Genomic DNA, 26,644 nt, shown 5'->3' on the forward strand with positions numbered 1-26,644 from the left:
GCCCTGGCGCCGGAACTCAGCCCTGGGGCCAGGTGTTCTGCTGCTGGTAGCCGTAGGTGTGGTCGTAGGACTGCTGCTGCGGGATGCCCGGGTGGTGCTGGCCCGGCTGCTGGCCGGGGTGCTGCTCCAGGTGCTGCTCGGGGTGCTGCTGCGGCGTCTGCCACTGCTGCTGGGGGTGCTGCTCCCAGCCGGGCTGCTGCTGCGGGTAGGACTGGTACTGGTCCTGCTGCGGGTAGCCGTTGTACGGGTCGGACTGCTGGGGGTAGGCCCCGTAGCCCTGGTCGTAGGCGAAGGCGGGCTGCTGCTGGCTCTGCCACTGCTGCTGCTCGTAGGCCGGCTGCGGCTGGGCGGCGCTGTCGTAGCCGGACTGGTAGGCCTCGGCGTAGGGGTCGTGCGGCGCCTGCGCCTGCTGCTGCTCGTAGTAGGCGGGCGCGTAGACGCCGTCCTGGGCGAGTTCCTGCATCTCGAAGGCGGCCGTCTGCTCGACCTCGGGGACGTCCTCGGCCACCGGGGCGGGGGCCGCGACCGGGGCCTCCTCGACGGCGCTGACCTCACCGATCCGCTTCTCGGTGGCCTCGACCGCGGCCACGGCGGCCGCGCCGCCGGTGAGGGCGCCGAGCAGGGGCACCTTGGCGAGCGGGCCGGGCAGCGAGCCGTCGGCCTTGCGCAGCGACCAGCCGGCCCGGTAGCCGCGCTTGACGGAGAGGGTGACGAAGGTCTGGCCGGCCGCGAAGAGGGCGGCGCCGGCGCCGATCACCGGGACGGAGCCGAGCACCATGCCGGCGGCCACTGCGAGGAAGCCGACCAGCGCGAGGGCCCGCCAGTGCAGCGGCGCCCGGTTCTGCAGCAGGACCTCGGCGACCAGCCAGAGCGCCACCACCGCCAACGCGACGTACAGCAGCAGGTATCCGATGCCCATCCGCCCGCTACCTCCAGTCGCGTGCCCGCGCTCGCCGCGCGTGTGCGGCGACTGTACCGGTTCAACGGCCGGGGTACCGCATCGCGTTCCCGCCGGTCGCGGCCGGGGCGCACACGACCGAGCCCGGCACCGTCGGGGCGGTGACGGGCTCGTGAACGGCCGGGCCCGCGGGCCCCGATCGGCCCGGAGCGGGGCCCCGGCGGGGCCTACGCGTGGCGCTGGTGCAGGCCGAGGTTCTGGTAGATCTCCAGCGTCGCCGTGGAGTGGTTGAGCGTGATGAAGTGCAGGCCGGGCGCGCCCTCGGCGAGGAGGCGTTCGGCCATCGCGGTGGCGTGTTCCATGCCGATCGCGCGCAGCGCCGCCGGGTCGTCGACGGCGGCCCGCAGCCGGGCCTCCAGGTCGGCGGGGAAGGCGGAGCCGCTCAGCTGGGGGAAGCGCTCCAGCTGCTTGGCGTTGGTGACCGGCATGATCTCCGGGATGATCGGCGTCTCGCAGCCGGCGGCGGTGACCCGGTCGCGCAGCCGCAGGTAGTCGTCGACCTCGAAGAACATCTGGGTGATCGCGTAGTCGGCGCCCGCCCGGACCTTGCCGACGAAGTGCCGGATGTCCTCGTCCCAGCCGGTGGAGCGCGGGTGCATGTTCGGCGAGGCGGCGACGCCGACGCAGAAGTCGCCGATGCCCTTGATCAGCTCGACCAGCTCGTACGCGTACGTGACGCCGTCGGGGTGCTTGACCCATTCGCCCATCGGGTCGCCGGGCGGGTCCCCCCGGACGGCGAGGACGTTGCGCACGCCCTGGTCGGCGTACTGGCCGATGATGTTGCGCAGTTCGGCGATCGAGTGGTCGACGGCGGTCAGGTGGGCGACCGGGGTCAGCGTGGTCTCGGTGGCGATCCGGCCGACCATGTTGACGGTGCGCTCGCGCGAGGAGCCGCCGGCGCCGTACGTCATGCAGACGAAGTTCGGGTCCAGCGGTTCGAGCCGGCGGATGGCGTCCCAGAGTCGCTGCTCGCCGACCTCGGTGCGCGGGGGCATGAACTCGAAGGAGAAGGACCGCTTTCCGGCTGCCAGGAGTTCGCGGACCGTCAGTGCGCGGTCCGGTCTGGTGGAAGCGATGCCGAGTGCCATGCTGGCAGGTTATCGGGCGTTCGAAGGGGCCGGACAACTCGGTACCACGGATTGAGACAAGCGGTGGACGATACTCCGTCCGGAGGTCCGACGAATTCCGACCGGCGTTCGGGGCCCGCGCCCGGTGTGCCCGCACGCCCGCGCACACGCCCGCTCGCACATCCGTTCCCGGCCACCCCGCTACGCTTGCTGCACCCCAGCGAACCAGCGGAGCCTCATCGTGACCTCGTCCAGCAACCGGCCGGCCAACCCCATAGACGTGGAGGACGTCCGCGCGCGCGTCAACGCCGCCCTCGCCGCGTTCATGGACGGCCAGTCCGCCCTGCTGGACAAGATCTCCCCGCAGCTCGTGCCCGCCGCCGACGCCCTGCGCGACTTCCTGCTGGACGGCGGCAAGCGGCTGCGCCCGGCCTTCTGCTACTGGGGCTGGCGCGCCGCCGGCGGCCCGGCCGGCGGCGAGGGCATCGCGAACGCGGCGGCCGCGCTGGAACTGCTCCAGGCGAGCGCCCTGGTGCACGACGACCTGATGGACCGCAGCGACACCCGCCGCGGCCTGCCCTCGATCCACCGCCGCTTCGAGGCACTGCACCGGGCGAACGGCTGGCGCGGCGACCGCGAGCAGTACGGCGCCTCGGCGGCGGTGCTGCTCGGCGACCTGCTGCTGATCTGGTGCGACGAGCTGTTCCTGCGCTCGGGCCTGGAGCCCGCCGCCGTGCTGGCCGCCAAGCCGGTGTTCGACCTGATGCGCACCGAGGTCATGGTCGGCCAGTACCTGGACGTCCTGGAGCCGGTGGCCGGCGACTCCGCCGACGAGGGCGCGCTCGACCGGGCGCAGACGGTGCTGCACTACAAGTCGGCGAAGTACACGATCGAGCGGCCCCTCCAGGTCGGCGCGCTGCTGGCCGGGGCCGGCCCGGAGCAGGTGGCGGCGCTGGGGGCGTTCGGGCTGCCGCTGGGCGAGGCCTTCCAGCTGCGGGACGACCTGCTCGGTGTCTTCGGCGACCCCGCGGTCACCGGCAAGCCGGCCGGGGACGACCTGCGCGAGGGCAAGCGCACCCTGTTGGTGGCGCACGCGATGCGGGGCCTGCCGGCCGCCGACGCCCGGCACCTGGACGAGCGGCTCGGCGCGCCGGACCTGGCGCCCGAGGAGGTCACCGGGCTGCGCGACCTGGTGGCCCGCAGCGGCGCGCCCGAGCGGGTGGAGCGCCGGATCGACGAGCTGATGCGGCAGTGCCTGGCCGCGCTGGAGGCGGCGCCGCTGGCCGACGAGCAGGCCCGCACGGTGCTGCTGGCCCTGGCCGAGGCCGCCACCGTCCGCAAGTACTGAGATCCGCCCCCAGGGGGATCCGCAGGTACGGAGGACGGTGACGGCCCCCGGGGCCGTCAGGCCGAGCGCACCCGCCGGGCGAGCTCGGCGGCGGCGGCCTGCGGGTCGTCGGCGGCCGTGATCGCACGGACCACGACGACCCGGCGGGCGCCCGCGGCCAGCACCTCGTCGAGGTTGCCGAGGTCGATGCCGCCGATGGCGAACCACGGCCGGTCGGTGCTCTGCTTCGCCGCGTACGAGACCAGGCCGAGGCCCGGCGCCGGGCGGCCCGGCTTGGTCGGGGTCGGCCAGACCGGGCCGGTGCAGAAGTAGTCCACGCCGGGCTCGGCGAGCGCCGCGTCCACCTCGGACTCGGCGTGGCAGGACCGGCCGATCAGCACCTCGTCGCCGAGGATCGCCCGGGCGGCCGGCACCGGCAGGTCGTCCTGCCCGAGGTGCAGCACGTCCGGCCGGACCGCGTGCGCGACGTCGGCGCGGTCGTTGACGGCCAGCAGCTTGCCGTGGCGGCGGCAGGCGTCCGCGAAGACCTCCAGGGCCTCCAGTTCCTGCTTGGCCTCCAGGCCCTTGTCGCGGAGCTGGACGATGTCCACCCCGCCCGCCAGCGCCGCGTCCAGGAACTGGGCGAGGTCGCCCTGCTCCCGGCGGGCGTCGGTGCACAGGTACAGCCGGGCGTCGGCCAGCCGCCGGCGCGGTGCGTCCGCCGCCATCAGATCAGCATCGCCTGGGCGCGCCGCTTGACCTCGGTGCCGCGGTTCTCCTGCAGCGCCTGGATCGGGCTGCCGGGCAGCGACGGGTCCTCGGTGAAGAGCCACTCCAGGATCTCCACGTCGTTGTACCCGCAGTCGCGCAGCACGGTCAGGGTGCCGGACAGGTGCTTGACCAGCCCCTGGCCGTCGATGAACGCCGCAGGGACCTGCAGCGACTTGTTGGGGCCCCGCCGGACGGCGATCAGCCCGCCGCTGCGGACCAGGTCGCGCACCTCGGTGACACGCACCCCCCACTGCTCCGAGATGTCGGGCAGGTACATCCACTCGGAAACCAGGGCTTCGATCTTGCTTTCAATCTCACTCACGCCACCAGACTGCCACCTCCACAGCCCCCCGCGCACCAGCCGCTACCCCGCGACCGCCGACTTCAGCGGCACCGAGGGGTCCGCCGCACGGGCCCGGTCCAGCGCGGTACCGCGCTCGATCAGCCGGCGGCCCTGGGTCAGGTCGCGCGGCCGGTCGACGGCCAGCAGCGCGCTCGGCACCCCGTCGCGCAGCCAGAGCACCGTCCAGGAGGCGTCCTGCGGGCCGCCGCGCCACAGCAGTTCGTCGCCCTCGGCGTGCCGCCCGGCGTACTGGACCATCCGCCCGAACTGCTCCGACCAGAAGTACGGCACCGGGTCGTACGGCGGCGCGTCCGCGCCGAGGACGGCGGCCGCCACGGCCTCGCCGGACTGCAACGCGTGGTCCCAGTGCTGGACGGCCAGCCGGGCGCCGGAGCGGGCGGACGGGTAGCTGACGCAGTCCCCGGCCGCGAAGACGCCGGGCAGGCCGGTGCGCAGCCGTTCGTCGACCAGAACGGCGCCGGTGTCGTCCAGCTCGACGCCGGAACCGGCCAGCCAGCCCGTCGCGGGCCGGGCGCCGACGCCGACCACGACCTCGTCGGCGGGCAGGTGCGAGCCGTCCGCCAGCAGCACCGCGCCCTCCTCGACGGCGGCCACGCCGACCCCGCAGCGCAGGTCGACGCCGGCCTCGGCGTACCAGGCGGCCATCGCCGAACCGACCTCGGCCGGCAGCGCGCCGGGGACGGGCGCCGGGCCCGCCTCGACCACCGTCACCTCGCAGCCGGCCGCGCGGGCGGCGGTGGACACCTCGGCGCCGATCCAGCCCGCGCCGACCAGCACCAGCCGCAGGCCGGGCCGCAGCAGGGCGCGCAGCGCCAGCGCGTCGTCCAGGGTGTGCAGCAGGTGCGCGCGCTCGGCGCCGGGCAGGGCGCGCGGGGTGGCGCCGGTGGCGATCACCAGGGCGTCGTACCGGAGGTCACCGGCGTCGGTGTGCAGCACGCCGGGGGTGAGGCCGGTGGCGCGGCGGCCGGTGAGCAGTTCGACGCCCAGGTGCGGGAAGTCGATGTCCAGGGTGGTGGCGTCGGCCTTGCCGAGCAGCACGTCCTTGGAGAGCGGCGGCCGGTCGTACGGCGCGTGCGGCTCCTCCCCGACCAGCGTGATCCGCCCCCGCCAACCGCCCTGCCGCAGCTTCAGGGCGCACTGCGCCCCGGCCAGCCCGGCCCCGACGACGACCACCCGATCCGTTCCGTTCAGCTCTGCCACGCCCGTCACTGTACTCAGCGCCCTGCCGGGGCCACCGGCCCGTCCACCCCGCGTACGGGCCTTCGGCCGGGCCCGCCCCCGGCGTTATGGTGGGGGCACCATCACGGGAGCCCGGCGTACCGGGCTGAGAGGCGGGCTGGCACGGCCCGCGACCGTCCGAACCTGATCCGGGTCATTCCGGCGAAGGGAGAAGAGCAGCCTTGTCACGCTTGCCCGAGGAAACCCACGCCGACGTGCTGGTGATCGGCGGGGGCGTCATCGGCCTCGCCGTCGCCTGGCGCGCCGCGCAGCGCGGGCTGAGGAACATCGTCGTGGTCGACCCCTCCCCCGGCGGCGGGGCGGCCGGGGTCGCGGCCGGGATGCTCGCCCCGGTCACCGAGCTGCAGTACGGGGAGGAGCCGCTGCTGCGCCTCGGCATGGCCTCCAACCAGCGGTACGGGGACTTCGCCGCCGAGCTCACCGAGGCGAGCGGCGGCCTGGACACCGGGTACCGCCGGTGCGGCACGATCGCCGTCGCGCTGGACTCCGACGACCGCGAGGAACTGCGCGAGCTGCACGCCTTCCACCAGCGGCTCGGCCTGGACTCGTCCTGGCTGACCGGCCGGGAGGCCCGCAGGTTGGAGCCGATGCTCGCCCCCGGCGTGCGCGGCGGCCTGCACGTCGCGGACGACCACCAGGTGGATCCGCGCCGCCTGCTGACCGCCCTGGTGGCCGCCTGCGAGCTCGCCGGGGTCGTGCTCCACCGGGCCGAGGCCGTCGGGCTGCTGGTCGAGGGCGGCCGCGCGGTCGGCGCCCGGCTCGGCACCGGCGAGACCGCGCGGGCCGACCAGGTGGTGCTCGCGGCCGGCCCGCACAGCCACCGGCTGCCCGGGCTGCCGGATGGCGTGCTGCCGGCCGTCCGCCCGGTGAAGGGGCAGATCCTGCGGCTGCGGATCCCCGAGGCGTACCGGCCGTTCCTGTCCCGCAACGTGCGCGCGGTGGTGCGCGGACAGCACCTGTACCTGGTGCCCCGGGAGAACGGCGAGCTGGTGATCGGCGCGACCACCGAGGAGCAGGGCTACGACACCACCGTCACCGCCGGCGGGGTGTACGAACTGCTGCGCGACGCCCACGAGTTGGTGCCGGGCATCACCGAACTCCCGCTGCTGGAGACCTCGGCCGGGCTGCGGCCCGGCTCGCCGGACAACGCCCCGCTGCTGGGCCCGACCGCGCTGCCCGGACTGGTCGCCGCCACCGGCCACTACCGCAACGGCGTGCTGCTCACCCCGGTGACCGCCGACCTGCTCGCCGAGTACCTGGCGACCGGCGAACTCCCCGAGCTCGCACAGCCGTTCACACCCACCCGGTTCTCCCCCGACCGCTCCACCGCGAAGGCCTCCGCATGACCGAGATCGCACCACCCCAGACCGCACCGGCCCAGGCCGCACCGACCCAGCCCGCACCGGCCGAGATCGGGCTGACCGTCAACGGCGAGCCCCGCCGGGTGTCCGCCACGACCACCCTCGCGGAGGTGGTGGCCACCCTCAGCGCCGCCCACAGCGGCGTCGCCGCCGCCCTCAACGAGGCCGTCGTGCCGCGCAGTTCGTGGCCTGCCACGGAACTGTCGGCGGGCGACCGGATCGAGATCCTCACCGCCGTCCAGGGAGGCTGACATGGCTGACGACCTGTTGACCATCGCCGGGGAGTCCTTCGGCTCCCGGCTGATCATGGGCACCGGCGGCGCACCCAGCCTGGAGATCCTGGAACGGGCGCTGCTGGCCTCCGGCACCGAACTGACCACCGTGGCGATGCGCCGGGTCGACGCCGGCACCCAGGGCTCCGTCCTGGACGTGCTGACCCGCAACGGCATCCGGGTGCTGCCCAACACGGCGGGCTGCTTCACCGCCGGGGAGGCCGTGCTGACCGCCCGGCTGGCCCGCGAGGCGCTCGGCACCGACTGGGTGAAGCTGGAGGTGATCGCCGACGAGCGGACCCTCCTGCCGGACCCGATCGAGCTGCTGGACGCCGCCGAGACCCTGGTCGACGACGGCTTCACGGTGCTGCCGTACACCAACGACGACCCGGTGCTGGCGCGCAAGCTGGAGGACGTCGGCTGCGCGGCGATCATGCCGCTGGGCTCTCCGATCGGCTCCGGCCTGGGCATCCGCAACCCGCACAACTTCCAGCTGATCGTGGAGGGCGCGGGCGTCCCGGTGATCCTGGACGCGGGCGCCGGCACCGCCTCGGACGTCGCGCTGGCGATGGAACTGGGCTGCGCGGCGGTGATGCTCGCCTCCGCGGTGACCAGGGCGCAGGACCCGGTGCTGATGGCCGAGGCGATGCGGCACGCCGCCGAGGCGGGCCGGTTCGCCCACCGGGCCGGCCGCATCCCGCGCCGGTTCCACGCCGAGGCCTCCTCCGCGATGGCCGGCCGGGCGGAGCTGGACACCCGCGAGCACCCGGCGTTCTGACGCCGGGACGCCCGGCGCCCGCCCGCGTGTGCCGTGTCACAAACCGGGCACAGCCGGGCCCGGAGGCGATGCCCTCCGGGCCCGGCCGACACCCGGAGCTCTAGACTCTCCGGGTGGACATGGCATTGCACGACCCCTTGATCGGTACCCTGCTCGACGGCCGGTACCGGGTCGAGCAGCGCATCGCGACCGGCGGGATGTCCACCGTCTACAAGGGCACCGACACCCGGCTGGACCGGGTCGTCGCCCTCAAGGTGATGCACCCCGCGCTGGCCGGGGACGACGGCTTCACCGCCCGGTTCATCCGCGAGGCCAAGGCCGTCGCCCGGCTCTCCCACCCGAACGTGGTGAACGTCTTCGACCAGGGCGCGGACGGCGCGAACGTCTTCCTCGCCATGGAGTACGTGCCCGGCCGCACCCTGCGGGACCTGCTGCGCGACCGCGGCGCGCTGTCCGTGCGGGCCGCGCTGGACGTGCTGGAGCCGGTGCTGGCCGCCCTCGGCGCCGCCCACCGGGCCGGCCTGGTGCACCGGGACGTCAAGCCGGAGAACGTGCTGATCACCGAGGACGGGCTGGTCAAGGTCGCCGACTTCGGTCTGGTCCGGGTCCTCGGCACCGCCGACGGCGCGCCCACCTCGACCAGCACCGCGACCGGCGGCACGGTCCTCGGCACCGTCTCCTACCTGGCCCCCGAACAGATCCTCCCGGACGCCCCCACAGACCAGCGGGTCGACGTCTACGCGGCCGGCATCCTGCTCTACGAGATGCTCACCGGCCGCCGCCCGCACACCGGCGACAACCCCGTCCAGGTGATGTACAAGCACCTGCACGAGGACGTCCCCGCCCCCTCGCTGATCGCCCCGGCCGTCGGCCCCGGGCTGGACGCCATAGTGGCCGGCGCCTGCGCCCGGACGGCCGAGGACCGCCCGTACGACGCGGTCGAACTGCTCGCCGCCCTCCAGCGGATCCGCCGCACGCTCACCCCGGCCGAGCTGGACGCCGAGCCGCCGGCCTCCACCCGGCCCAGCCCGCGCTACCCGACCAGCGAGCCGACGTCGGTGATCCAGCAGCCGGCGGGGCCCGTCGACGCCGCGGCGCCGGAGCCCACCAGCGTGCTGGACGTGCCGGCGGAGCTGCTGGACCAGCTGCTGGTCGAGCCGCGCCCGTACGACGAGCCGACCCCGGTGCGCGGGCGCCGGCCCAGCCTGCTGCGCCGCCTCCCCCGCAAGCCGCTGATCTGGGCGGCCGCGCTGACCGCCCTGGTGCTGGCGGTCGGCGGCGCGACGTACGGGCTGTCCCAGGGGCTGTACGGGCCGGTGCCCGGCGTGCTCGGCAAGGACCGGGCCGAGGCGCAGCGGATCCTGGACAAGGACGGCATGCACGGCCGCTTCGTCGAGGTGTTCAGCGAGAGCGTCCCGGCCGGGCAGGTGATCGCCACCGATCCCGGGGTGGGCGCGCGGACCCGCAAGAGCGACACCGTGACGGTGACCGTCTCCAGGGGCCCCAAGCGGATCGCGGTGCCGGACCTGGCCGGGAAGACCGCCGACCAGGCAGCCGACGCGCTGACCGCGGCCCAGCTGACCAGGGGCGGCGTGACCGGGACGTACGACGACACCGTGCCGGAGGGCGTGGTGATCAGCAGTTCGCCGGCGGCCGGGCAGCTGCTCCAGGAGAACACCGCGGTCTCGCTGGTGGTCAGCAAGGGCATGGTGCCCGTCCCGGACGTCACCGGGATGAGCAAGGACGACGCGGCGAAGGCGCTCCAGGCGGCCGGCTTCACGATGCAGACCAGCGGGGTCAACCTGTTCGGCACCGGCAAGGTGTCCAGCCAGTCCCCGGCGGCCGGCGAGCGGCGCCCGCAGCACACCGCGGTGACGGTCAACTTCCCCTTCTTCTAAGGGGATTCCTCGTAAGGGGATTCCTCGCTCCTGAGGGGACTCCTCCGGACGTCGGCTCACCCTCAGCGCAGCGGGCCGTCGCCCGGCCCCTCCTGGTGGGAGTAGCGCTGCTCGCGCCACGGGTCGGCGAGGTTGTGGTAGCCGCGCTCCTCCCAGAAGCCCCGGCGGTCGGCCCGCATGTACTCCACCGCGCGCACCCACTTGGGGCCCTTCCAGGCGTACAGCCCGGGGACGATCAGCCGGACGGGGAAACCGTGCTCGGCGGTCAGCGGCTCGCCGTTGCGGTGGGTGGCGAAGATCGTCCGCGGGTCGGCGAAGTCGGCCAGCCGCAGGTTGGCGCTGTAGCCGTACTCGGCCCAGACCATCACGTGGGTGACGCCGGGTGCGGGGGGCTCCAGGTCGAGGAGGGCGGCGGCCGGCACGCCCGACCACTCGTTGCCGAGCAGCGTGAACTTGGTGACGCAGTGCAGGTCGGCGACGACGGTGGTGCGCGGCAGGGCATGGAAGGCCTCGAAGTCCCAGCTGTGCTTCTCCGCCGAGGCGGTGGCGCCGAACACCTGGAGGTCCCAGGTCAGCGGCTTGAAGCGGGGTACGGGCCCGTAGTGCAGGGCGGGCCAGCCGCGCTGCACGCGCTGCCCCGGGGGGAGCCTCGGGTCAGACGGCGGAAACGGTTCTTGTTCGGACTGACCCATGACTCCATGGTGACAGACGGCGGCCGACGCGCCGTGCGCGCCCCTTGACGCGGCCACGCGCCCCATCCCCAATAACCGGTGGTCGAGCCCGTATCGGCCGAAATCGGATATTCCGAAACATGTCCTAGTGAGTGTGAACTTACTGGAACTTTCTCCCATTTCGATGCCAGGATGCGCAGCGCAGGAGTCACAACAGGCCGTAGCGCAGGGAGGCACCAGCCATGCAGGGCGACCCAGAGGTCATCGAGTTCCTCAACGAGCAGCTCACCGCGGAGCTCACCGCGATCAACCAGTACTTCCTGCACGCCAAGATGCAGGAGAACTTCGGCTGGACGAAGCTCGCCAAGTACACCCGGCACGAGTCCTTCGACGAGATGAAGCACGCCGAGACCCTCACCGACCGGATCCTCTTCCTGGACGGGCTGCCGAACTACCAGCGGCTGTTCCACGTCCGGATCGGCCAGACGGTCAAGGAGATGTTCGAGGCTGACCGCCAGATCGAGGTCGAGGCGATCGACCGGCTGAAGCGCGGGATCGTGGTGATGCGCGCCAAGAACGACGTCACCTCGGCGAACATCTTCGAGGACATCCTGGCCGACGAGGAGCAGCACATCGACTACCTCGACACCCAGCTGGAGCTCCTGGAGAAGCTCGGCGAGGCGCTCTACCTCGCCCAGGTGATCGAGCAGCCGGACTCCTGAGCCCTCAGGCCGCGCGCAGCGGGGCGACCGGGGCCAAGGTGGCGGGAGCCGCGGCGGCCACCGGTGCGGGCGCGACCTCGGCCTCGGGGTCGGCCAGGCCGAGCTTCGCGGCGAGGCGGGCGGTCGGGCAGGGCCTGGCGCCGTGCTCGCCGAGCAGGGCCTGGATCCGGCGGACGCAGGATCCGCAGTCGGTGCCGGCCTTGCAGCCCCGGGCGATCTGGCGCGGGGTGCCGGCCCCGGCGTCGATCGCCTTCTTCACCTGGTCCTCGGTGACCGCATGGCACATGCACACGTACATCGCGGACTCTCCCGGGTGGTGCGCCGCCGACTGGCGGAACGATCTTGACTAAGGCTTGCCTTACTTCACTAAGCCTCACCTTACCCGGCGATCCGGGTACGAAAAAGCCCCTCCGGGCTCGGGGACCCCGAATCCGGAGGGGCTTTCGTCACACTCGCTCAGCGGTGACCCGCCGGTGGCGGCTCACCAGTGGCAGCTCACTGGCCGCGGTACATCTCCGCCACCAGGAACGCCAGGTCCAGCGACTGGCTGCGGTTGAGGCGCGGGTCGCAGGCCGTCTCGTAGCGCTGGTGCAGGTCGTCGACCAGCACCTCGTCGCCACCGCCGACGCACTCGGTCACGTCGTCGCCGGTCAGCTCCACGTGGATGCCGCCCGGGTGGGTGCCCAGCGCGCGGTGCACCTCGAAGAAGCCCTTGACCTCGTCGAGCACGTCGTCGAAGCTGCGGGTCTTGTGGCCGCTGGAGGCCTCGAAGGTGTTGCCGTGCATCGGGTCGCAGATCCACACCGGCTGGGCGCCGGACGCGGTGACCTTCTCCACCAGGGTGGGCAGGTGGTCGCGGACCTTGCCCGCGCCCATCCGGGTGATGAAGGTGAGGCGGCCGGGCTCGCGCTCCGGGTCCAGCTTCTCGATCAGGGTCAGGGCCTCGTCGACCGAGGTGGTCGGGCCGAGCTTGACGCCGATCGGGTTGCGGACCTTCGAGGCGAACTCGATGTGCGCGTGGTCCAGCTGGCGGGTGCGCTCACCGATCCACACCATGTGGCCGGAGACGTCGTACAGCTCGCCGGTGCGCGAGTCCACGCGGGTCAGCGCGGTCTCGTAGTCGAGGATCAGTGCCTCGTGCGAGGAGAAGAACTCGACGGTCTTGAACTCCTCCGGCGCCACACCGCAGGCGTTCATGAACGCCAGGGCGTTGTCGATCTCCCGGGCGAGCTGCTCGTAGCGCTGGCCGGCCGGCGAGTTGCGCACGAAGTCCTGGTTCCAGGCGTGCACCTGGCGCAGGTCCGCGTAACCACCGGTGGTGAACGCGCGCACCAGGTTGAGCGTCGCGGCGGACGCGTTGTACATCCGCTTGAGGCGCTCCGGGTCCGGGATGCGGGACTCGGGGGTGAACTCGAAGCCGTTCACCGAGTCGCCGCGGTAGACCGGCAGCGTCACGCCGTCGCGGGTCTCGGTCGACTTGGAGCGCGGCTTGGAGTACTGGCCGGCGATCCGGCCCACCTTCACGACCGGCACCGAGGCCGCGTACGTCAGCACGGCGGCCATCTGCAGCAGGGTCTTCAGCTTGTTGCGGATGTGCTCCGCCGAGACGCCGTCGAAGGCCTCGGCACAGTCACCGCCCTGCAGCAGGAAGGCCTCACCGCGCGCCACGGCGCCGAGCCGGGCACGCAGCTGGTCGCACTCGCCGGCGAACACGAGCGGCGGATAGGAGGCGAGCTCGGCAAGGGTCTTGCGCAGAGCCTCTTGGTCCGGCCATTCAGGCTGCTGCGCCGCGGGCAGGGACTGCCAGGAGTGGCCAGTCCTCGATGTCTCAGTCGTCACGGTCACACCACCAAGGCTACGGGGTGACTCGAGCGATTCGTGACCATTGCCCGAGGGGTGAGACATAACTCGGACAAACACGTGACCGGGCTCACCCTCCCGGCACGATCCGCTACGCTCGAACCATGCACGCGCCCCACACCCACTCCTGGTGGTGGGCCTCCCCCAAGGGTGGCCCACCGATCGCGCGTTCCTAGACGAACACGACGGCCGCCCCTCGGGGCGGCCGTCGGCGTATGCGCAGACGGCCCTCCGGGAGCGGATCCCAGCACCGCACCTCACCAGTCCCCCGGAAGGAAGCCGCTCCGTGACCGCCACCGCCGACCTGCTCGCCCGCCTCACCGCTCCCGACGCGCCCGCGTTCGCCCTGCTGCACCGCCGCACCCCCCGGCTCGCCCCGGACACCGTCGAGGTGCTGGTCGGCACCGTCGACAGCTACCGCGACCTCGCCGACCTGCCGGTCCGCACCGGCGTCCCGGCCGACGGCCCCGTGCACGACCTGCTCGCGCTCGTCCCGTACCGGCAGATCCGCGAGCGCGGCTTCGAGGCGCACGACGACGGGACCCCGCTGCAGGCCCTCTCGGTGGCCGAACAGCACACCCTGCCGCTGGCCGAACTCACCGCCGCCCTGCCGCAGTCGCCGGTCTCGCTCACCGGCGGCTCGTTCGACATCGACGACGAGGCGTACGCCGCGATCGTCCGCCGGGTGATCGAGGAGGAGATCGGCAACGGCGAGGGCGCCAACTTCGTGATCCGGCGCGACTTCGGCGCCACCCTGGAGAACTTCTCGCCCGCACTCGCGCTCACCCTGTTCCGGCGGCTGCTGGAGCAGGAGCGCGGCGCCTACTGGACCTACCTGGTGCACACCGGAGAACGCGTCCTGGTCGGCGCCTCCCCCGAGGTGCACGTCCGGCAGAGCGGCGGCACCGTCGTGATGAACCCGATCTCCGGCACCTACCGCTACCCGGCCGGCGGCTCCGACATCGACTCGCTGCTCCGGTTCCTCCACGACCCCAAGGAGCTGGAGGAACTGACGATGGTCGTCGACGAGGAGCTCAAGATGATGTGCACGGTCGGCGACCTCGGCGGCCAGGTGCTCGGGCCCCGGCTCAAGGAGATGTCCCACCTCGCCCACACCGAGTACGAGCTGCGCGGACGCACCTCGCTGGACGTCCGCGAGGTGCTCCGCGAGACGATGTTCGCCGCCACCGTCACCGGCAGCCCGGTGCAGAACGCCACCCGGGTCATCAAGCGGTACGAGCCCGGCGGGCGCGGCTACTACTCCGGCGCGCTCGCCCTGATCGGCCGCTCCGCCAGCGGCGGGCAGCTGCTGGACTCGCCGATCTGCATCCGGACCGCCGACATCGACCCGGCCACCGGCCGCCTGGTCGTCCGGGTCGGCGCCACGCTCGTGCGCCACTCCGTCCCCGAGTCCGAGGTCGCCGAGACCCACGCCAAGGCCGCCGGGGTGCTCACCGCGATCGGCGCCCGGCCCGCGCCCGCCCGGCTGCCCGGCCCCACCGGCCCCCGGCTGGCCGACGACCACCGCGTCCAGGCCGCCCTGGACGCCCGGCGGGCCGACCTCGCCCCGTTCTGGCTGCGGATGCAGACGCCGACCGTGGTCACCGAGCCCGTGCCGACCCTGGTGGTCGACGGCGAGGACACCTTCACCTCGATGCTCGCCCACCTGCTCACCTCGATCGGCCACCAGGTCAGCGTCGTCCGCTACGACGCGCCCGGGCTGCCCGCCCTGCTGGCGGCGCACCGCGGGCCGCTGGTGCTGGGCCCCGGGCCCGGCGACCCGGCGCTCGCCGACGACCCCAAGATGGCCCTGCTGCGGCCGGTCGTCGCGGACGCCCTGGCGGCGGTCCGGTCCGGGGCCCGCACCGCACCGCTGCTCGCGGTCTGCCTCAGCCACCAGCTGCTCTGCGCCGAGCTCGGGCTGGCGCTGGGCCGCAAGGACGTCCCGTACCAGGGGGCGCAGGAGAGCGTCGACCTGTTCGGCACCAAGCACACCGTCGGCTTCTACAACACGTTCACCGCGCGCTGCTCGGACGCCGACGCGGCCCGGCTCGCCGCGCAGGGCGTCGAGGTCGCCCGGGACACCGTCACCGGGGACGTCCACGCGCTGCGCGGGCCCGGCTTCGCCGGCCTCCAGTTCCACCCGGAGTCGGTGCTGACCCGCGACGGCGTCGGCGTCGTGGCGGGCCTGCTGCGCGAGGCGGCCGCCGTCCGCGGCTGAGGAGCGAGTGGGGGGCCGGTCCCGGACCGGCCCCCCATCGCACGCGGGATCGCCGAGGCGGCCGGATCCCGCCGGAACGGTCAGATGTCGTCGTCCAGCCCCTGCTCGATCGCGTACCGCACCAGTTCCACCCGGTTGTGCAGTTGCAGCTTGCCGAGCGTGTTCTGGACGTGGTTCTGCACCGTCCGGTGCGACAGCACCAGCCGGTCGGCGATCTGCCGGTACGACAGGCCCTTGGCCACCAGGCGCAGGACCTCGGTCTCCCGCGCGGTCAGCTGCGGGACGGCCGGCGCGGAGGCCGGGGCCGGTTCGGCGGCCAGCCGGCGGAACTCGCCCAGCACCAGGCCGGCCAGGCCCGGGGTGAACACGGCGTCGCCCACGGCCGTGCGCCGCACCGCGTCCAGCAGTTCCTCCCGCCCGGCCGACTTGACCAGGTACCCGGTCGCGCCGGACTTCACCGCCTCCAGCACGTCCTGGTGCTCGCCGCTGGCCGAGAGCACCAGCACCCGCACCGCCGGGTCCTGCGCGACCACCTGGCGGCACACCTCCGCGCCGGGCAGACCGGGCAGGTTGAGATCCAGCACGACGACCTGCGGCGAGCAGGCGCGGGCCCGGCGCACGGCCTCCTCGCCGTCGCCCGCGGTGGCCACCACGTCCAGCCCGGCCTCGGCGAGGTCCCGCGAGACGGCGTCGCGCCACATCGGGTGGTCGTCCACGACCATCACCCGTATCGGCCGGTCAGTCGTCGGCTGATCGGTCATCAGAGCCCTTCCTCGGAACACGGAGTTCGACCTCGACGCCCTCCCCGGGCGCCGAGTACAGCTCGGCCGTGCCGCCGAGGTCCAGCACCCGGCCGCGGATGGACTGGGAGACGCCCAGCCGCCCGGCCCGCTCCGCCTCGCCGAGGCGGCCGGGGGCGAAGCCGGGGCCGTCGTCGCGGATGCTGACCGTGACGGCCTGCGGCTCGTCCTCCACCAGGATCCAGGCCCGGGCCCGCTCCCCGGCGTGCCGGCGGACGTTGTCGACGGCGGCGCCGACCGCCGCGGCCAGTTCGCCGGCCGCCCCGGCGGACAGCAGCACCGGCCCACCGGGGGCGGACAGCGTGATCCGCTCGTCGGCGTACGGGCGCAGCAGCGCGGTGAGGTCCTGCGGCTCCCCGGCCCCGCACTCCTGCGGGCGCTGCCCCGGGATCGGGCCGCCGGTCATCAGCGCCCGCAGGGCGCGCTCCTGCTCGCCGGCCAGCCGGCCGAGTTCGGCGAAGTCGGCGTCACCGCCCGGGCGTCCACCGGCCGCGGCCGAAGCGCCCTCGGCCGGCCGCGCGGTGAGTTCGGCGCCGTGGCGCTGGACGAGGGCGAGCACCTGGAGCACGCCGTCGTGGATGTCCCGGGAGAGCCGCTCGCGCTCCCGGCCGGCCGCCTCGACCTGGAGCGCCCGGGTGAGCGTCGCCTCGCTGGCGCGGGCCAGTTCGATGACGTAGCCGATGGCACAGCCGGCCACCATCAGCAGCATGATGTTGTGGATGTTGTCGCCGGTCGGGCCGCCGTGGCCGAGGATGTTGGCGACGCCGATCACCGTGCCCGCGGCGGCCGCCCAGCGCCAGCCGCCCTTGCCTGCGAAGCCGAGCACCGTGCCGGCGGCCCAGATGGTCGGCAGGGTGGGCGCGCCGTGGCTGATCCGCACCGGGTCGTCGGTCAGGCCGCTCATCACGATGCCGGTGACGGCGAGGGTGAGGTCGGTGCCGAGCACGTACCAGGTGCAGCGCTGCGGGCCGGCGAAGGCCCGGGTGCTGGCGAGCGTCCAGAGGGTGAGCGTGCCGAGGAAGATCCAGCCGGCGACGGGGTGCAGGAAGTCCAGGTAGGAGTTGAGGTACCGCAGCAGGGCGTAGCAGAGGGCCAGCACCCGGAAGTAGGAGATGGCCTTCCACAACGGCAGTTCGACGGACATGCCCCCGGCCGCGACCGCGCCGCCGACCGCCCCGGTTCTCTCGCCGTCCGTCATCCTTCCGCCCCTCCCCTGGGCCGTGCCCGCGGTCGTCAGGCCGACCCGGTCTCCTTCGGCTCCTGCCCGGACTGCTCGGCCTTCTCCGTCGCGGCGGCCTTCTCGGCGGCGGCCTTCTCGGCCTCCGCCTCCGCCTTCTCCGCCTTGGCGGCGGCCTTGCGCTCGGCGTCGGCCTTCTTCTTGTCGTCGGCGATCTGCCGCTTGGCGGCGGTCGCGTAGATGTCCACGTACTCCTGGCCGGAGAGCCGCATGATCTCGTACATCACCTCGTCCGTCACCGAACGGAGGATGAAACGGTCGTTCTCCATGCCGTGGTAGCGGGAGAAGTCCAGCGGGCGGCCGATCCGGATGCCGGGGCGGGTGCCGAAGTTGGGGATCACCTGACCGGGCGGCTGGACCTTCTCGGTGTCGATCATGGCGACCGGGATGACCGGCGCGCCGGTGGCCAGCGCGACGCGCGCCAGGCCGCCGACCTTGCCGCGGTACAGCTTGCCGTCGGGCGAGCGGGTGCCCTCGGGGTAGACGCCGAACAGCTCGCCGCCGTCCAGCACCGCGATGGCACTGCGGATCGCGGCCTCGCCCGCGCCGCGCACGCCCGAGCGGTCCACCGGCAGCTGGCCGACGCCCTTGAAGAACGCGGCGGTCAGCCGGCCCTTGATGCCCGGGGTGTTGAAGTACTCGGCCTTCGCGATGAAGGTCACCCGGCGTTTGATCAGCGCGGGGAAGAAGAAGGAGTCCGAGAAGGACAGGTGGTTGCTCGCGATGATGGCCGCGCCCTCGGTGGGGATGTTCTCCTCACCCTCGATCCACGGCCGGAAGAAGATCCGAAGCAGTGGCGCGACGATCATCTTCATCAGTCGGTAGAACAACCCGGGCCTCCTGTTATGCGGACCGGTCGATCCTAATGCCCCGTGGGCTCGGCCCGCGCCCCGCCCCGCCCCGGCGGGCCGCCGCCGGACTCCCACGGGCACTCGCGCGGCGGCCTCCGCGAGGGGTGCGCGTCCCGTGCGGGGGCCGCCATGAGGGGTGTACGTCCCGGGCGGGGCCGTGGGACGATGCGGATTCCCGCAGCCTCCCCCTCCAGCGTCCCTCCCCCAGCGCCACCCGCCCGCGAAGGAGTCCGCCATGCCGTTGCTGCCCGGTGCCGAACCGTACCGCCACCGCGGCGGACCGGTGGGGGTGCTGCTGTGCCACGGCTTCACCGGGTCGCCGCAGTCGCTGCGGCCCTGGGCGGAGGAACTGGCGGCGGCCGGGTTCAGCGTGTCGCTGCCGCTGCTGCCCGGGCACGGCACCCGGTGGCGGGACATGCAGATCACCCGCTGGGAGGACTGGTACGCCGAGGTCGAGCACGAACTGCTGACGCTGTCCGCCGAGTGCGAGCAGGTCTTCGTCTGCGCGCTGTCGATGGGCGGCGCGCTGGCGCTGCGGCTGGCCGCGCTGCACGGTCCGGCGGTGTCCGGGCTGGTGCTGGTCAACCCGTCGGTGCGCTCGGACAACCCCGCGAGTGTGCTGCTGCCGGTGCTGCGCCACCTCGTGCCGAGCGTGCCCGGGATCGCCGACGACATCGCCAAGCCCGGCACGGTCGAGCTGGGCTACGACCGGACGCCGCTGAACGCCGCCTGGTCGCTGGGCCGGCTGTGGCGGGACGTCCAACGGCGGCTGCCGCAGGTGACCCAGCCGGTGCTGCTCTTCCGCAGTCCGCAGGACCACGTCGTCTCGCCGGCCAACTCGGAACTGGTGCTGGCCCGGATATCCTCGACCGACGTGACGGAGCGGCTGTGCCAGCGCAGCTTCCACGTCGCGACGCTGGACCACGACGCGGCGGAAATATTCGCGGCCAGCCAGGACTTCATCCGACGGCTGGCCCCCGCGCACGCGGTGGGCGTCACCGGGGTCGAATCCGACGATCACCATGGCTGAAGGGCCGGAAGTGCACGAGAGCAGCACGGCGGGCGGCGGGGACGAGGCACCCCGCGAGGACGGCGCGACGAAGGACGGCACGGCGAAGGACGGCGCCGCGCAGAGCGGCGCCCCGGCGGACCGTTCGGGGGCGGACGGCGTCACCGCCCCGGCCGCGGAGGCCGCCGAAGCGACGGCCGCCGACCGGCGCCCGGCCGAACCGGACGCCACCGCGCCCGCGGAGCCCCGCACCCGGCGCGCCCCCGAGCGCAGCCAGGCCGAGCAGGACGAGATCTTCGCCGCCCTGGTCGCCCAGTTCGACGACCCCGTGGACCTCACCAACCCCAACTGGCCGGAGGTCGAGAACCTCCGGGCCCAGAGCGAGCTGAAGGGCGGCTTCAAGGACGCCCCCGGCTCCCGGACCGACCCGGACGACCTCGCCGACCTGGCCCCGCAGCCCCGCCCCCGCTCCGGTCGGCCGGTGATGCCGGCGGCGGGCTCGGGCCCGCGCGACTTCGAGCTGGCCGAAGAGACCGACGAGGACCACTACGTCCCGCCGGAGCCCCCGCCGCTGCCGACCGCCGACGTCACCGCGAAGTTCGCCTGGCTCGCGGTGCTCGGCGGCCCCGCCCTGCTGCTGTTCGACGCGGTGGTGTGGCGGGAGATCGCCGGCTGGCCGGCCTGGGTCGGGATCACCGCCTTCCTCGGCGGCTTCGTCACCCTGGTCACCCGGATGAAGGACCGCGACGAGGACGAGCCCGAGGACCCGGACAACGGCGCGGTCGTCTAGACCAACGTCTAGACCCCGTCCGGAGCCTCCGGCAGCTCCAGCACCGCGAGCACCGGCAGGTGGTCGGTCGCGGCGCGCAGGTCGGCCTCGGTGACGCCGGGCAGCCCGTGCGGCACCCCGCAGCCGAGGACGGTGATCCCGGGCGTGGCGAACACCGCGTCGATCCGCTGGTAGGGGCGCTCGGGGACGGACGTGAACTCGCCGCCCCAGGGCGCGGTCGGGTACCCGTCCTGGAGCCGCCCGGCCAGCAGCTGCCAGCCCCTGCCGTCCGGGTGCTCGTTGAAGTCCCCTGCCACGATGCCGTGTTCGGCGATCCCGAGCTGGTCGAGCAGCAGCTCGAACTGGCCGTACCGCTCGTCGGCGTCCAGGCTGAGGTGGCAGCTGGTGAGGGTGAACGGCGCCGTTGCGGGCAGTCGCAGCAGCGCGCTGGCGAAGCCCCGGGCGTGCAGGCCGCGGGTCTTGGGCAGCAGCCGGTCGTGCACGCCCAGCAGGTGCGCCGCGCCGGGCCGGCCGAGCAGCAGCGGCCCGGCGGCGGTCCGGCCGCCGCCGGCCAGGACGACCGTCCCGGTGCTCCGGGCCAGCCAGGCGGCCTGCCCCTCGGGCCGCCAGTAGCGCGGTGACTCCTGGATGCAGACCAGGTCGGGCGCGCAGGCCCGGATCACCCGGGCCAGCGCCCGCCGGTCGTCCCGCAGCGAGCGGATGTTGTAGCTGAGCAGGCGCAGCCGGCGCGGGCCGGGCGGCGGCGGTTCGGCGGGTGCCGTGGTCATGGTCCTGGTCCTCCCCGTACGTACGTGGTGCGTGGGACGACCGTACGGCAGGGCCGGGGGCGTGCGTCGGCGGCGGCGCGTCCGGGGTTGGTCGGGGTCCGGTCGCACCGCCGCCGGCGGGTTCGGGGGGTGGCTACGCGGTGCGGGCCAGGTCGGCGGCGCCGACGATGCCGGCGGCGGAGCCCATCGAGGCCAGCACGACCTCGGCGCGCGGGCGGTGGATGCCGCCGGTGAGGTAGTGCTCGAAGGCCTTGGCGACCGGGTCGAGCAGCAGGCGGCCGGAGTCGGAGACGCCGCCGCCGAGGACGAAGACGCCCGGGTCGAAGAGCGCGGCGAGGTCGGCCATGCCGCGGCCGAGCCAGTCGGCCAGTTCGGCGTAGCACTCCAGGGCGAGCGGGTCGCCCTCCTCGGCCGCCTCGGTGATGTGGATGCCGCGGATGGTCTCGGCGACGCCGTCGTTGAGCTCCAGCATCCGCCGGCCGCGCACCTGGTCGGCGGCGGCCTTCTCCCGGCCGTAGCGGCGCAGCGCCCGCCCGGAGCCGTACTGCTCCCAGCAGCCCTTGCCGCCGCAGCCGCAGGTCAGGCCGTCGGGGACCATGTTGAGGTGGCCGATCTCGCCGGCCACGCCGAACCGGCCGCGGTGCAGCCGGCCGTCGAGGACGATGCCGCCGCCGATGCCGGTGCCGACGGTGATCAGCACCATGTCCTGGTGGTCGGCTGCGGCGCCGAAGCGGAACTCGGCCCAGGCGGCGCAGTTGGCGTCGTTCTCGACGACGGTGTCCAGGCCGGCGAGCTCCTCGATGCGGCCGCGCAGCGGCTCGTTCTCCCAGTCGATGTTGGGCGCGAAGATCACCGTGGAACGGTTGCTGTCCACGAAGCCGGGGGCGCCGACGCCGACGGCGGTGACGTCGGGGTGCTGCTCCTTGAGCTCGCGCACGGCCTGCGCGATGGCATCGACCGCCCACTGCGGGTCGGCCGGGGTGGGCACCCTGGTCCGGGCCAGGATCGCGCCCGCCTCGTCGACCACGCCTGCCGCGATCTTGGTCCCGCCGACATCGACGCCGATGGTCAGAGCCATGTGTCCCTCAGCTATTCACTCGTTCCCGCTGGGCGGAACGGTACCGCCCAACCCTGCCCCCCGTACACAGCCTCGCATACATTAACCGAAGACAATCATGGACCAACCCGGCCGCGACTCTTCAAAAGTCGTATCTAATCGCCCGCTTCGTCACGCACCAGAGCAACGCGATCACGGTTCGAAGGTTACGGATTCACTGCTTGGCGGACGCCTCGTCAGGCGTGTCGAGGTCGATCCGCTCGGTGGCGGCGCCCTCGCCGGCCGTCCAGCGGTGCTCGTGGCCGGCCACCGCGGCCCGGTAGGCGGCCAGCAGCTCGGTGCCCGCGGCGGCCAGTCCGGAGCCGGCGGCGGCGAGGTGGGAGTAGACCTCGGGCTGCTGGGTGCGCAGCCGGTCGGCCAGCCCGGAGAGGGTGATCAGGGTGTCGGCGCTCGCCTCCTGCGCCTTCTGGCCGACGGCGGAGGCGAGCTTGCGCACCTCGTCCACCAGCGGGCCCAGCTCCGGCCCGAACGGGTGGGCCTGCGGACCGCCCGGCTCGGCGGTGGGCTCGGTCCGGTCGTCGGTGCTGGTCATCGCGGGCGCCTCCTCAGCCGGGGCCGCACCCCGCGGCCCTCGGGCCCGACGCTACCGGACAGCCCGTAGGGGCCCCGAAAGCACTTCAGCCCCGGGGCCAGAGCGCCGGGTCGGGCGCGAACCGCACCGAGAGCGCCCCGTCGTGCAGGCTCGCGCCGGCCACCGTGCAGCGGCGCAGCGCGGACGGCAGGGTGAGCACCCGGCGGTGGGCACCGAGGCCGACCACCAGTTCGTCGCCGCGCCGGACGAGGTCCAGCTCGGCCCGGTCGGCGCCGGGCAGCGCGAGGTGCCAGACCAGCAGGCCCTCCTCGGCGAGGCGGTCCTCGACCGGCCAGGGCTCGGGGGCCAGCCGCTCCGGGCCGGGCCCGTCCCCGTACAGGCGGTCGGCGACGGCCTCCAGGGTGGCCTCGGCCAGTCCGGTGGCCAGCACCGGGGCGTCGGTCTCGGCGGCGAGCTCGGCCAGTTCCTCCCGGCGGCGGCGGGCCAGCGCGGCCAGCCACGGGTCCGGCGAGTCGGCCGCGCCCTCGGGCAGCACGCCGTGCACCACGACGGCGTCCGGCCGGTGGCCGTGCAGGGCCAACCCGGCCCGGATCCGGCCCAGTTCCTGGTACGGGTGGCCGTCGGCGGGCACGACCAGGCGCACGCTGGTGCCGGGCGCGGCGATCGCGGCGCGGGACTCGGCGAGCACCGCGGCGGCCTTGGTCCGGCCCTCGTACAGCCACTCGGCGGGCATCGGCACGCCGGCCAGGCCGGCCAGCAGCGGGCGCAGCGCCCGGGCGGCCTGCCGCTGCTCGGGGACGAGCCGGTCCAGGTAGCGCTCCAGCTGCTCGGGCAGGGCGAGGGTGGCGATCAGCTCGGCCGGCGGCGGGGCGAGCACGACCAGGACGTCCTGGTCGGCGGCGGGCAGGGCGCGCAGCAGGGCGATCCGGGCGATGCCGGGGAGGGCGGTCAGCTCCTCCGGGTCGAGCTGCTCGGCGCCGAGCAGGTCGAGGGCGGGCTTGAGCCGGCTGGTGAGCTCGCCGGCGGCGTACCGGAAGGCGGCCTGCTCGTCGATCCGGGAGACGGTCAGGCCGGGTGCGTAGCGGGCCGGTTCGGGCTCCAGGCGGATGCCGAGGACGCCGTCCAGGGCGCGGTGCGGGTCGTCGGCGGCCAGCAGCCAGGTGCGGTGGCCGCGCCGGGCCGCGTGCAGGGCGGTGGCGGCGGCCACCGCGGGCGCGCCCGCGTCGCCGCTGACCAGGATGGTGCGTGTCGCCGTCATGCCGTCGGCCCCCCGTTCCGCCACGTCAGCCCTGGACGGGCTTCTTGCCGTCGGCGTCCTCGACGCGCTTCTTCAGACCGGCCAGGGCACGGTCGATGATGACCTTCTCGGCCTTGCGCTTGATCATGCCGAGCATCGGGATCTTGACGTCCACGGCGAGCTGGTACGTCACCTCGGTGCGGCTGCCGGAGAGCGGGGCGAGGGAGTAGGAGCCGTCCAGCGAGCGGAGCATCTGGCTGCGCACGAGGGTCCAGCCGACCTCGCGGTCGCCGTCCCAGGTGTAGGCGAGGACGTGCTCGTCGCGGATGGCGCCGGCGTCGAGCAGCAGGCGGACCTGGGCGGCGCGGCCGTCCTCGCCGGCTTCCAGGACCTCGACCTCCTTGACCTCGCCGGTCCAGGCCGGGTAGGCGGCGAAGTCGGCGATCACGGCCATGACCGTGGCCGGGGTCGCGTCGATGGTGATGCTCGACCTGGTGTGCTCCGCCATGGAATGGCCCTCCGCGTCGTCCCTCTGCCTGCCGGTCCGGTCGAGCGTGCTCGGCCTTGTCCGCCCGGAGCAGGCTACCGCGACCGGCGATCGGCTCGGCCGCGCGGGCCGCGGCTCGGCGGGGGCCCGGCGCCGGTCGGCGGGGCATGCTACCGGCCGGTCACCTCGGGGCTGTCGTAGGGTGCCATTCGAACGACCCGGTCACGGCCTGGTCGGACCCGGCCGGGTGTGACACTTCGAACACCGGAGCCGACCCCCCTGGTCGAAGCTGCCTACCGGGCAGTAACGTCCTGCCGTCCCGCAGCGTCGCGAACGAGGAGCAGTCTTGCTCGACTTCAGCCTTCCGGCTCTCTATCAGGTACCCAGCGGCGGTAATCTCTCCGACCCTGTGCACCGGAACGCGGCGGAGCACCCGGACGTCGCGGTGCTCAGCCGGAAGGTGGACGGCGGCTGGCAGGAGTTGACCGCGGTGCAGTTCCTGGCCGAGGTGCACGCCGCCGCCAAGGGCCTGATCGCCGCGGGCATCGAGCCGGGCGACCGGGTGGGCGTCATGTCCCGCACCCGGTACGAGTGGACGCTGCTGGACTTCGCGATCTGGACGGCCGGCGCGGTCACCGTCCCGGTGTACGAGACCTCCTCCGCCGAGCAGGTCGAGTGGATCCTCGGCGACTCCGGCGCGGTCGCCGTCGTCACCGAGACCGACCAGCACGTCAAGGTGGTCGACGAGGTCCGCGGCCGGCTCACCGGGCTGAAGCACACCTGGCAGATCGAGCGCGGCGCGATCGCCGCGCTGGCCGAGGCCGGGAAGGACGTCCCGGACGGGACGGTGCAGGAGCGCCGCTCGACCGCGACCGCCGACTCGATCGCCACCATCGTGTACACCTCGGGCACCACCGGCCGCCCGAAGGGCTGTCAGCTGACGCACGCCAACTTCCTCGCCGAGTGCGGCAACGTGGTGGAGCGCCTGGCCCCGCTGTTCCGCACCGGCGACAGCTCCGTCCTGCTGTTCCTGCCGCTGGCCCACGTGCTCGGCCGGATCGCCGAGATCGCCACCGCGATGGCACCGATCAAGCTGGGCCACGTCTCCGACGTCAGGGACGTCACCGCCGAGCTGGCCGCCTTCAAGCCGAGCCTGATCCTGGGCGTGCCGAGAGTCTTCGAGAAGGTCTACAACACCGCCCGCGCCAAGGCCCAGGCCGACGGCAAGGGCAAGATCTTCGACAAGGCCGCCGACACCGCGATCGCCTACAGCCGGGCGCTGGACGCCGGCGGCGCGGGCCTGGTCCTGCGGATCAAGCACGCGGTCTTCGACAAGCTGGTCTACAGCAAGCTGCGCGCCGCCCTCGGCGGCCGGGCCACCCACGCCATCTCCGGCGGCGCCCCGCTCGGCGAGCGGCTGGGCCACTTCTACCGGGGCATCGGCTTCACCGTCCTGGAGGGCTACGGCCTGACCGAGACCTGCGCGGCCACCGCCTTCAACCCGTGGGACAAGCCGAAGATCGGCACGGTCGGCCAGCCGGTCCCCGGCGCCTCGGTGCGGATCGCCGAGGACGGCGAGGTCTTCTTCAAGGGCCCGCACGTCTTCACCGGCTACTGGAACAACCCGCAGGCCACCGCCGACACCCTCAAGGACGGCTGGATCGCCACCGGCGACCTCGGCTCGCTCGACTCCGAGGGCTACCTGACCATCACCGGCCGCAAGAAGGAGATCATCGTCACCGCGGGCGGCAAGAACGTCGCCCCGGCCGTGATCGAGGACCGCATCCGGGCGCACGCGCTGGTCGGCGAGGTCATGGTGGTCGGCGACCGCAAGCCCTTCGTGGCCTGCCTGGTCACCGTCGACCCGGACTTCTTCCCCAAGTGGAAGGAGCTCAACGGCAAGCCCGCCACCGCCACGGTGGCCGAGCTGAGCCAGGACCCGGACCTGCTGGCCGCCCTCCAGGCCGCGGTGGACGACGGCAACGCGGCCGTCTCGCACGCCGAGGCGGTCAAGAAGTTCCGCCTGCTGGACACCGAGTTCTCCGAGGAGAGCGGCCACCTGACGCCCTCCCTCAAGCTCAAGCGCAACCTCGTGCTGAAGGACTTCGCCGCCGACATCGAGGCGATCTACCAGAAGTAGCCGGGTACGGGCCCCGCCTCCGCCGAAGGAGACGGGGCCCGCTCACGTGCCCGAGCCCGGACAGGGCCTAGGACCAATGCCGGTGACTTTAGGTTGTTGCCGGCTGGGTGATCGTGACGGTTGCCGGTATTGGTGGTGGCCAGTTGCGGTGCTGGGCGCGTTTGAGGG

General features: G+C 73.7%; 26 protein-coding genes and 1 riboswitch. Of the genes, 10 read left to right on the forward strand and 16 right to left on the reverse strand.

All coding sequences use genetic code 11. The annotated features are described in order from the left end of the window. Positions 1–16: 16 nt before the first annotated feature. Positions 17–919 (reverse strand): hypothetical protein, encoded by a 903-nt coding sequence (locus ABT015_RS29470; RefSeq protein ID WP_350884389.1) that lies wholly within the window; start codon positions 917–919, stop codon positions 17–19. Between the two features lie 206 nt (positions 920–1,125). Continuing rightward, positions 1,126–2,046, reverse strand: coding sequence for a methylenetetrahydrofolate reductase [NAD(P)H] (gene metF / locus ABT015_RS29475; RefSeq protein ID WP_350884391.1), 921 nt, complete (start codon positions 2,044–2,046; stop codon positions 1,126–1,128). A gap of 220 nt (positions 2,047–2,266) precedes the next feature. Between metF and ABT015_RS29480 the strand changes: the two genes are divergently transcribed. Beyond that, positions 2,267–3,373, forward strand: coding sequence for a polyprenyl synthetase family protein (locus ABT015_RS29480; RefSeq protein ID WP_350884393.1), 1,107 nt, complete (start codon positions 2,267–2,269; stop codon positions 3,371–3,373). A gap of 56 nt (positions 3,374–3,429) precedes the next feature. On the opposite strand, the gene thiE is transcribed toward ABT015_RS29480, so the two are convergent. From thiE to ABT015_RS29495, 3 genes are read right to left on the reverse strand one after another with little or no spacing between them, the layout of a single operon-like run. Further along, complete coding sequence (thiE, locus tag ABT015_RS29485; RefSeq protein WP_350884396.1) at positions 3,430–4,080, reverse strand: thiamine phosphate synthase; 651 nt, start codon at positions 4,078–4,080, stop codon at positions 3,430–3,432. Next, positions 4,080–4,445: an Rv2175c family DNA-binding protein gene (locus ABT015_RS29490; RefSeq protein WP_350884398.1), complete on the reverse strand. Its 366-nt coding sequence runs from the start codon at positions 4,443–4,445 to the stop codon at positions 4,080–4,082. The genes thiE and ABT015_RS29490 overlap by 1 nt, the downstream gene beginning before the upstream one ends. Before the next feature lie 42 nt (positions 4,446–4,487). Next, positions 4,488–5,696 carry an NAD(P)/FAD-dependent oxidoreductase gene (locus ABT015_RS29495; protein ID WP_350884400.1) on the reverse strand — a complete coding sequence of 403 codons (1,209 nt, stop codon included), beginning with the start codon at positions 5,694–5,696 and terminating at the stop codon, positions 4,488–4,490. Positions 5,697–5,780: 84 nt separating this feature from the next. After that, positions 5,781–5,893, forward strand: a riboswitch (TPP riboswitch). 3 nt (positions 5,894–5,896) lie between these two features. Between ABT015_RS29495 and thiO the strand changes: the two genes are divergently transcribed. From thiO to pknB, 4 genes are all read left to right on the forward strand, one after another. Then, on the forward strand, positions 5,897–7,072 hold the full coding sequence (gene thiO / locus ABT015_RS29500; protein ID WP_350884402.1) for a glycine oxidase ThiO: 1,176 nt from the start codon (positions 5,897–5,899) through the stop codon (positions 7,070–7,072). Then, entirely contained in the window at positions 7,069–7,338 is a 270-nt protein-coding gene (gene thiS / locus ABT015_RS29505; protein ID WP_350884404.1) for a sulfur carrier protein ThiS, read from the forward strand. The genes thiO and thiS overlap by 4 nt, the downstream gene beginning before the upstream one ends. Before the next feature lies 1 nt (position 7,339). Continuing rightward, positions 7,340–8,137, forward strand: a complete 798-nt coding sequence (locus tag ABT015_RS29510) for a thiazole synthase (protein ID WP_350884406.1) — start codon at positions 7,340–7,342, stop codon at positions 8,135–8,137. A gap of 113 nt (positions 8,138–8,250) precedes the next feature. Continuing rightward, positions 8,251–10,035, forward strand: coding sequence for a Stk1 family PASTA domain-containing Ser/Thr kinase (pknB, locus tag ABT015_RS29515; RefSeq protein ID WP_502897427.1), 1,785 nt, complete (start codon positions 8,251–8,253; stop codon positions 10,033–10,035). Positions 10,036–10,097: 62 nt separating this feature from the next. On the opposite strand, the gene ABT015_RS29520 is transcribed toward pknB, so the two are convergent. After that, positions 10,098–10,727 (reverse strand): molybdopterin-dependent oxidoreductase, encoded by a 630-nt coding sequence (locus ABT015_RS29520; protein WP_350884408.1) that lies wholly within the window; start codon positions 10,725–10,727, stop codon positions 10,098–10,100. A gap of 221 nt (positions 10,728–10,948) precedes the next feature. Between ABT015_RS29520 and bfr the strand changes: the two genes are divergently transcribed. Beyond that, positions 10,949–11,428 carry a bacterioferritin gene (gene bfr / locus ABT015_RS29525; protein ID WP_350884410.1) on the forward strand — a complete coding sequence of 160 codons (480 nt, stop codon included), beginning with the start codon at positions 10,949–10,951 and terminating at the stop codon, positions 11,426–11,428. Positions 11,429–11,432: 4 nt separating this feature from the next. On the opposite strand, the gene ABT015_RS29530 is transcribed toward bfr, so the two are convergent. After that, on the reverse strand, positions 11,433–11,726 hold the full coding sequence (locus ABT015_RS29530) for a (2Fe-2S)-binding protein (RefSeq protein WP_350884412.1): 294 nt from the start codon (positions 11,724–11,726) through the stop codon (positions 11,433–11,435). Between the two features lie 197 nt (positions 11,727–11,923). Next, the gene (locus ABT015_RS29535) at positions 11,924–13,333 is read right to left on the reverse strand and encodes a class II 3-deoxy-7-phosphoheptulonate synthase (protein WP_402450745.1); all 1,410 of its coding nucleotides are present in this window, start codon (positions 13,331–13,333) and stop codon (positions 11,924–11,926) included. 241 nt (positions 13,334–13,574) lie between these two features. Between ABT015_RS29535 and ABT015_RS29540 the strand changes: the two genes are divergently transcribed. Beyond that, positions 13,575–15,509 carry an anthranilate synthase family protein gene (locus tag ABT015_RS29540; protein WP_350884416.1) on the forward strand — a complete coding sequence of 645 codons (1,935 nt, stop codon included), beginning with the start codon at positions 13,575–13,577 and terminating at the stop codon, positions 15,507–15,509. Between the two features lie 80 nt (positions 15,510–15,589). On the opposite strand, the gene ABT015_RS29545 is transcribed toward ABT015_RS29540, so the two are convergent. Genes ABT015_RS29545 through ABT015_RS29555 form a run of 3 tightly spaced genes read right to left on the reverse strand, consistent with a single transcriptional unit; the run spans position 15,590 to position 18,376 of the window. Next, positions 15,590–16,270: a response regulator gene (locus ABT015_RS29545; protein ID WP_063347264.1), complete on the reverse strand. Its 681-nt coding sequence runs from the start codon at positions 16,268–16,270 to the stop codon at positions 15,590–15,592. Further along, on the reverse strand, positions 16,248–17,507 hold the full coding sequence (macS, locus tag ABT015_RS29550; protein WP_350884418.1) for a MacS family sensor histidine kinase: 1,260 nt from the start codon (positions 17,505–17,507) through the stop codon (positions 16,248–16,250). Before macS ends, ABT015_RS29545 begins: the two co-directional genes overlap by 23 nt. Before the next feature lie 35 nt (positions 17,508–17,542). Continuing rightward, complete coding sequence (locus ABT015_RS29555) at positions 17,543–18,376, reverse strand: lysophospholipid acyltransferase family protein (RefSeq protein ID WP_400333405.1); 834 nt, start codon at positions 18,374–18,376, stop codon at positions 17,543–17,545. Positions 18,377–18,632: 256 nt separating this feature from the next. Between ABT015_RS29555 and ABT015_RS29560 the strand changes: the two genes are divergently transcribed. Both ABT015_RS29560 and ABT015_RS29565 read left to right on the forward strand, forming a co-directional pair. Further along, entirely contained in the window at positions 18,633–19,427 is a 795-nt protein-coding gene (locus ABT015_RS29560; RefSeq protein ID WP_350884420.1) for an alpha/beta hydrolase, read from the forward strand. A 10-nt stretch (positions 19,428–19,437) separates the two neighbouring features. Then, positions 19,438–20,196 (forward strand): hypothetical protein, encoded by a 759-nt coding sequence (locus ABT015_RS29565; protein WP_350884422.1) that lies wholly within the window; start codon positions 19,438–19,440, stop codon positions 20,194–20,196. An 8-nt stretch (positions 20,197–20,204) separates the two neighbouring features. Here ABT015_RS29565 and ABT015_RS29570 read toward each other — a convergent pair whose 3' ends face one another. The 5 genes from ABT015_RS29570 to ABT015_RS29590 all read right to left on the reverse strand — a co-directional run bounded on the left by ABT015_RS29570 (position 20,205) and on the right by ABT015_RS29590 (position 24,357). Further along, positions 20,205–20,963, reverse strand: a complete 759-nt coding sequence (locus ABT015_RS29570; RefSeq protein WP_350884424.1) for an endonuclease/exonuclease/phosphatase family protein — start codon at positions 20,961–20,963, stop codon at positions 20,205–20,207. Between the two features lie 133 nt (positions 20,964–21,096). Next, on the reverse strand, positions 21,097–22,041 hold the full coding sequence (locus ABT015_RS29575) for an ROK family glucokinase (protein WP_063347268.1): 945 nt from the start codon (positions 22,039–22,041) through the stop codon (positions 21,097–21,099). Between the two features lie 193 nt (positions 22,042–22,234). Further along, positions 22,235–22,612 (reverse strand): DUF5304 family protein, encoded by a 378-nt coding sequence (locus ABT015_RS29580; RefSeq protein WP_350884427.1) that lies wholly within the window; start codon positions 22,610–22,612, stop codon positions 22,235–22,237. Between the two features lie 85 nt (positions 22,613–22,697). Then, the gene (locus ABT015_RS29585) at positions 22,698–23,870 is read right to left on the reverse strand and encodes an ArsA family ATPase (protein WP_350884429.1); all 1,173 of its coding nucleotides are present in this window, start codon (positions 23,868–23,870) and stop codon (positions 22,698–22,700) included. 25 nt (positions 23,871–23,895) lie between these two features. Next, positions 23,896–24,357 carry an SRPBCC family protein gene (locus tag ABT015_RS29590; RefSeq protein WP_350884431.1) on the reverse strand — a complete coding sequence of 154 codons (462 nt, stop codon included), beginning with the start codon at positions 24,355–24,357 and terminating at the stop codon, positions 23,896–23,898. A gap of 325 nt (positions 24,358–24,682) precedes the next feature. Between ABT015_RS29590 and ABT015_RS29595 the strand changes: the two genes are divergently transcribed. Further along, the gene (locus ABT015_RS29595; protein ID WP_350884433.1) at positions 24,683–26,476 is read left to right on the forward strand and encodes an AMP-dependent synthetase/ligase; all 1,794 of its coding nucleotides are present in this window, start codon (positions 24,683–24,685) and stop codon (positions 26,474–26,476) included. The last annotated feature ends 168 nt before the right edge of the window (positions 26,477–26,644 follow it).

The sequence above is a fragment of the Kitasatospora sp. NPDC094016 genome, assembly GCF_040304045.1.
GTDB lineage: Bacteria > Actinomycetota > Actinomycetes > Streptomycetales > Streptomycetaceae > Kitasatospora.

Excerpts from the sequence above, each read along its gene's own strand:
- ABT015_RS29470 (WP_350884389.1), bottom strand. The coding sequence starts at position 919 with ATGGGCATCGGATACCTGCTGCTGTACGTCGCGTTGGCGGTGGTGGCG.
- metF (WP_350884391.1), bottom strand. The coding sequence starts at position 2,046 with ATGGCACTCGGCATCGCTTCCACCAGACCGGACCGCGCACTGACGGTC.
- thiE (WP_350884396.1), bottom strand. The coding sequence starts at position 4,080 with ATGGCGGCGGACGCACCGCGCCGGCGGCTGGCCGACGCCCGGCTGTAC.
- thiS (WP_350884404.1), top strand. The coding sequence starts at position 7,069 with ATGACCGAGATCGCACCACCCCAGACCGCACCGGCCCAGGCCGCACCG.
- ABT015_RS29510 (WP_350884406.1), top strand. The coding sequence starts at position 7,340 with ATGGCTGACGACCTGTTGACCATCGCCGGGGAGTCCTTCGGCTCCCGG.
- ABT015_RS29520 (WP_350884408.1), bottom strand. The coding sequence starts at position 10,727 with ATGGGTCAGTCCGAACAAGAACCGTTTCCGCCGTCTGACCCGAGGCTC.
- bfr (WP_350884410.1), top strand. The coding sequence starts at position 10,949 with ATGCAGGGCGACCCAGAGGTCATCGAGTTCCTCAACGAGCAGCTCACC.
- ABT015_RS29530 (WP_350884412.1), bottom strand. The coding sequence starts at position 11,726 with ATGTACGTGTGCATGTGCCATGCGGTCACCGAGGACCAGGTGAAGAAG.
- ABT015_RS29535 (WP_402450745.1), bottom strand. The coding sequence starts at position 13,333 with ATGTCTCACCCCTCGGGCAATGGTCACGAATCGCTCGAGTCACCCCGT.
- ABT015_RS29545 (WP_063347264.1), bottom strand. The coding sequence starts at position 16,270 with ATGACCGATCAGCCGACGACTGACCGGCCGATACGGGTGATGGTCGTG.
- macS (WP_350884418.1), bottom strand. The coding sequence starts at position 17,507 with ATGACGGACGGCGAGAGAACCGGGGCGGTCGGCGGCGCGGTCGCGGCC.
- ABT015_RS29560 (WP_350884420.1), top strand. The coding sequence starts at position 18,633 with ATGCCGTTGCTGCCCGGTGCCGAACCGTACCGCCACCGCGGCGGACCG.
- ABT015_RS29570 (WP_350884424.1), bottom strand. The coding sequence starts at position 20,963 with ATGACCACGGCACCCGCCGAACCGCCGCCGCCCGGCCCGCGCCGGCTG.
- ABT015_RS29575 (WP_063347268.1), bottom strand. The coding sequence starts at position 22,041 with ATGGCTCTGACCATCGGCGTCGATGTCGGCGGGACCAAGATCGCGGCA.
- ABT015_RS29580 (WP_350884427.1), bottom strand. The coding sequence starts at position 22,612 with ATGACCAGCACCGACGACCGGACCGAGCCCACCGCCGAGCCGGGCGGT.
- ABT015_RS29585 (WP_350884429.1), bottom strand. The coding sequence starts at position 23,870 with ATGACGGCGACACGCACCATCCTGGTCAGCGGCGACGCGGGCGCGCCC.
- ABT015_RS29590 (WP_350884431.1), bottom strand. The coding sequence starts at position 24,357 with ATGGCGGAGCACACCAGGTCGAGCATCACCATCGACGCGACCCCGGCC.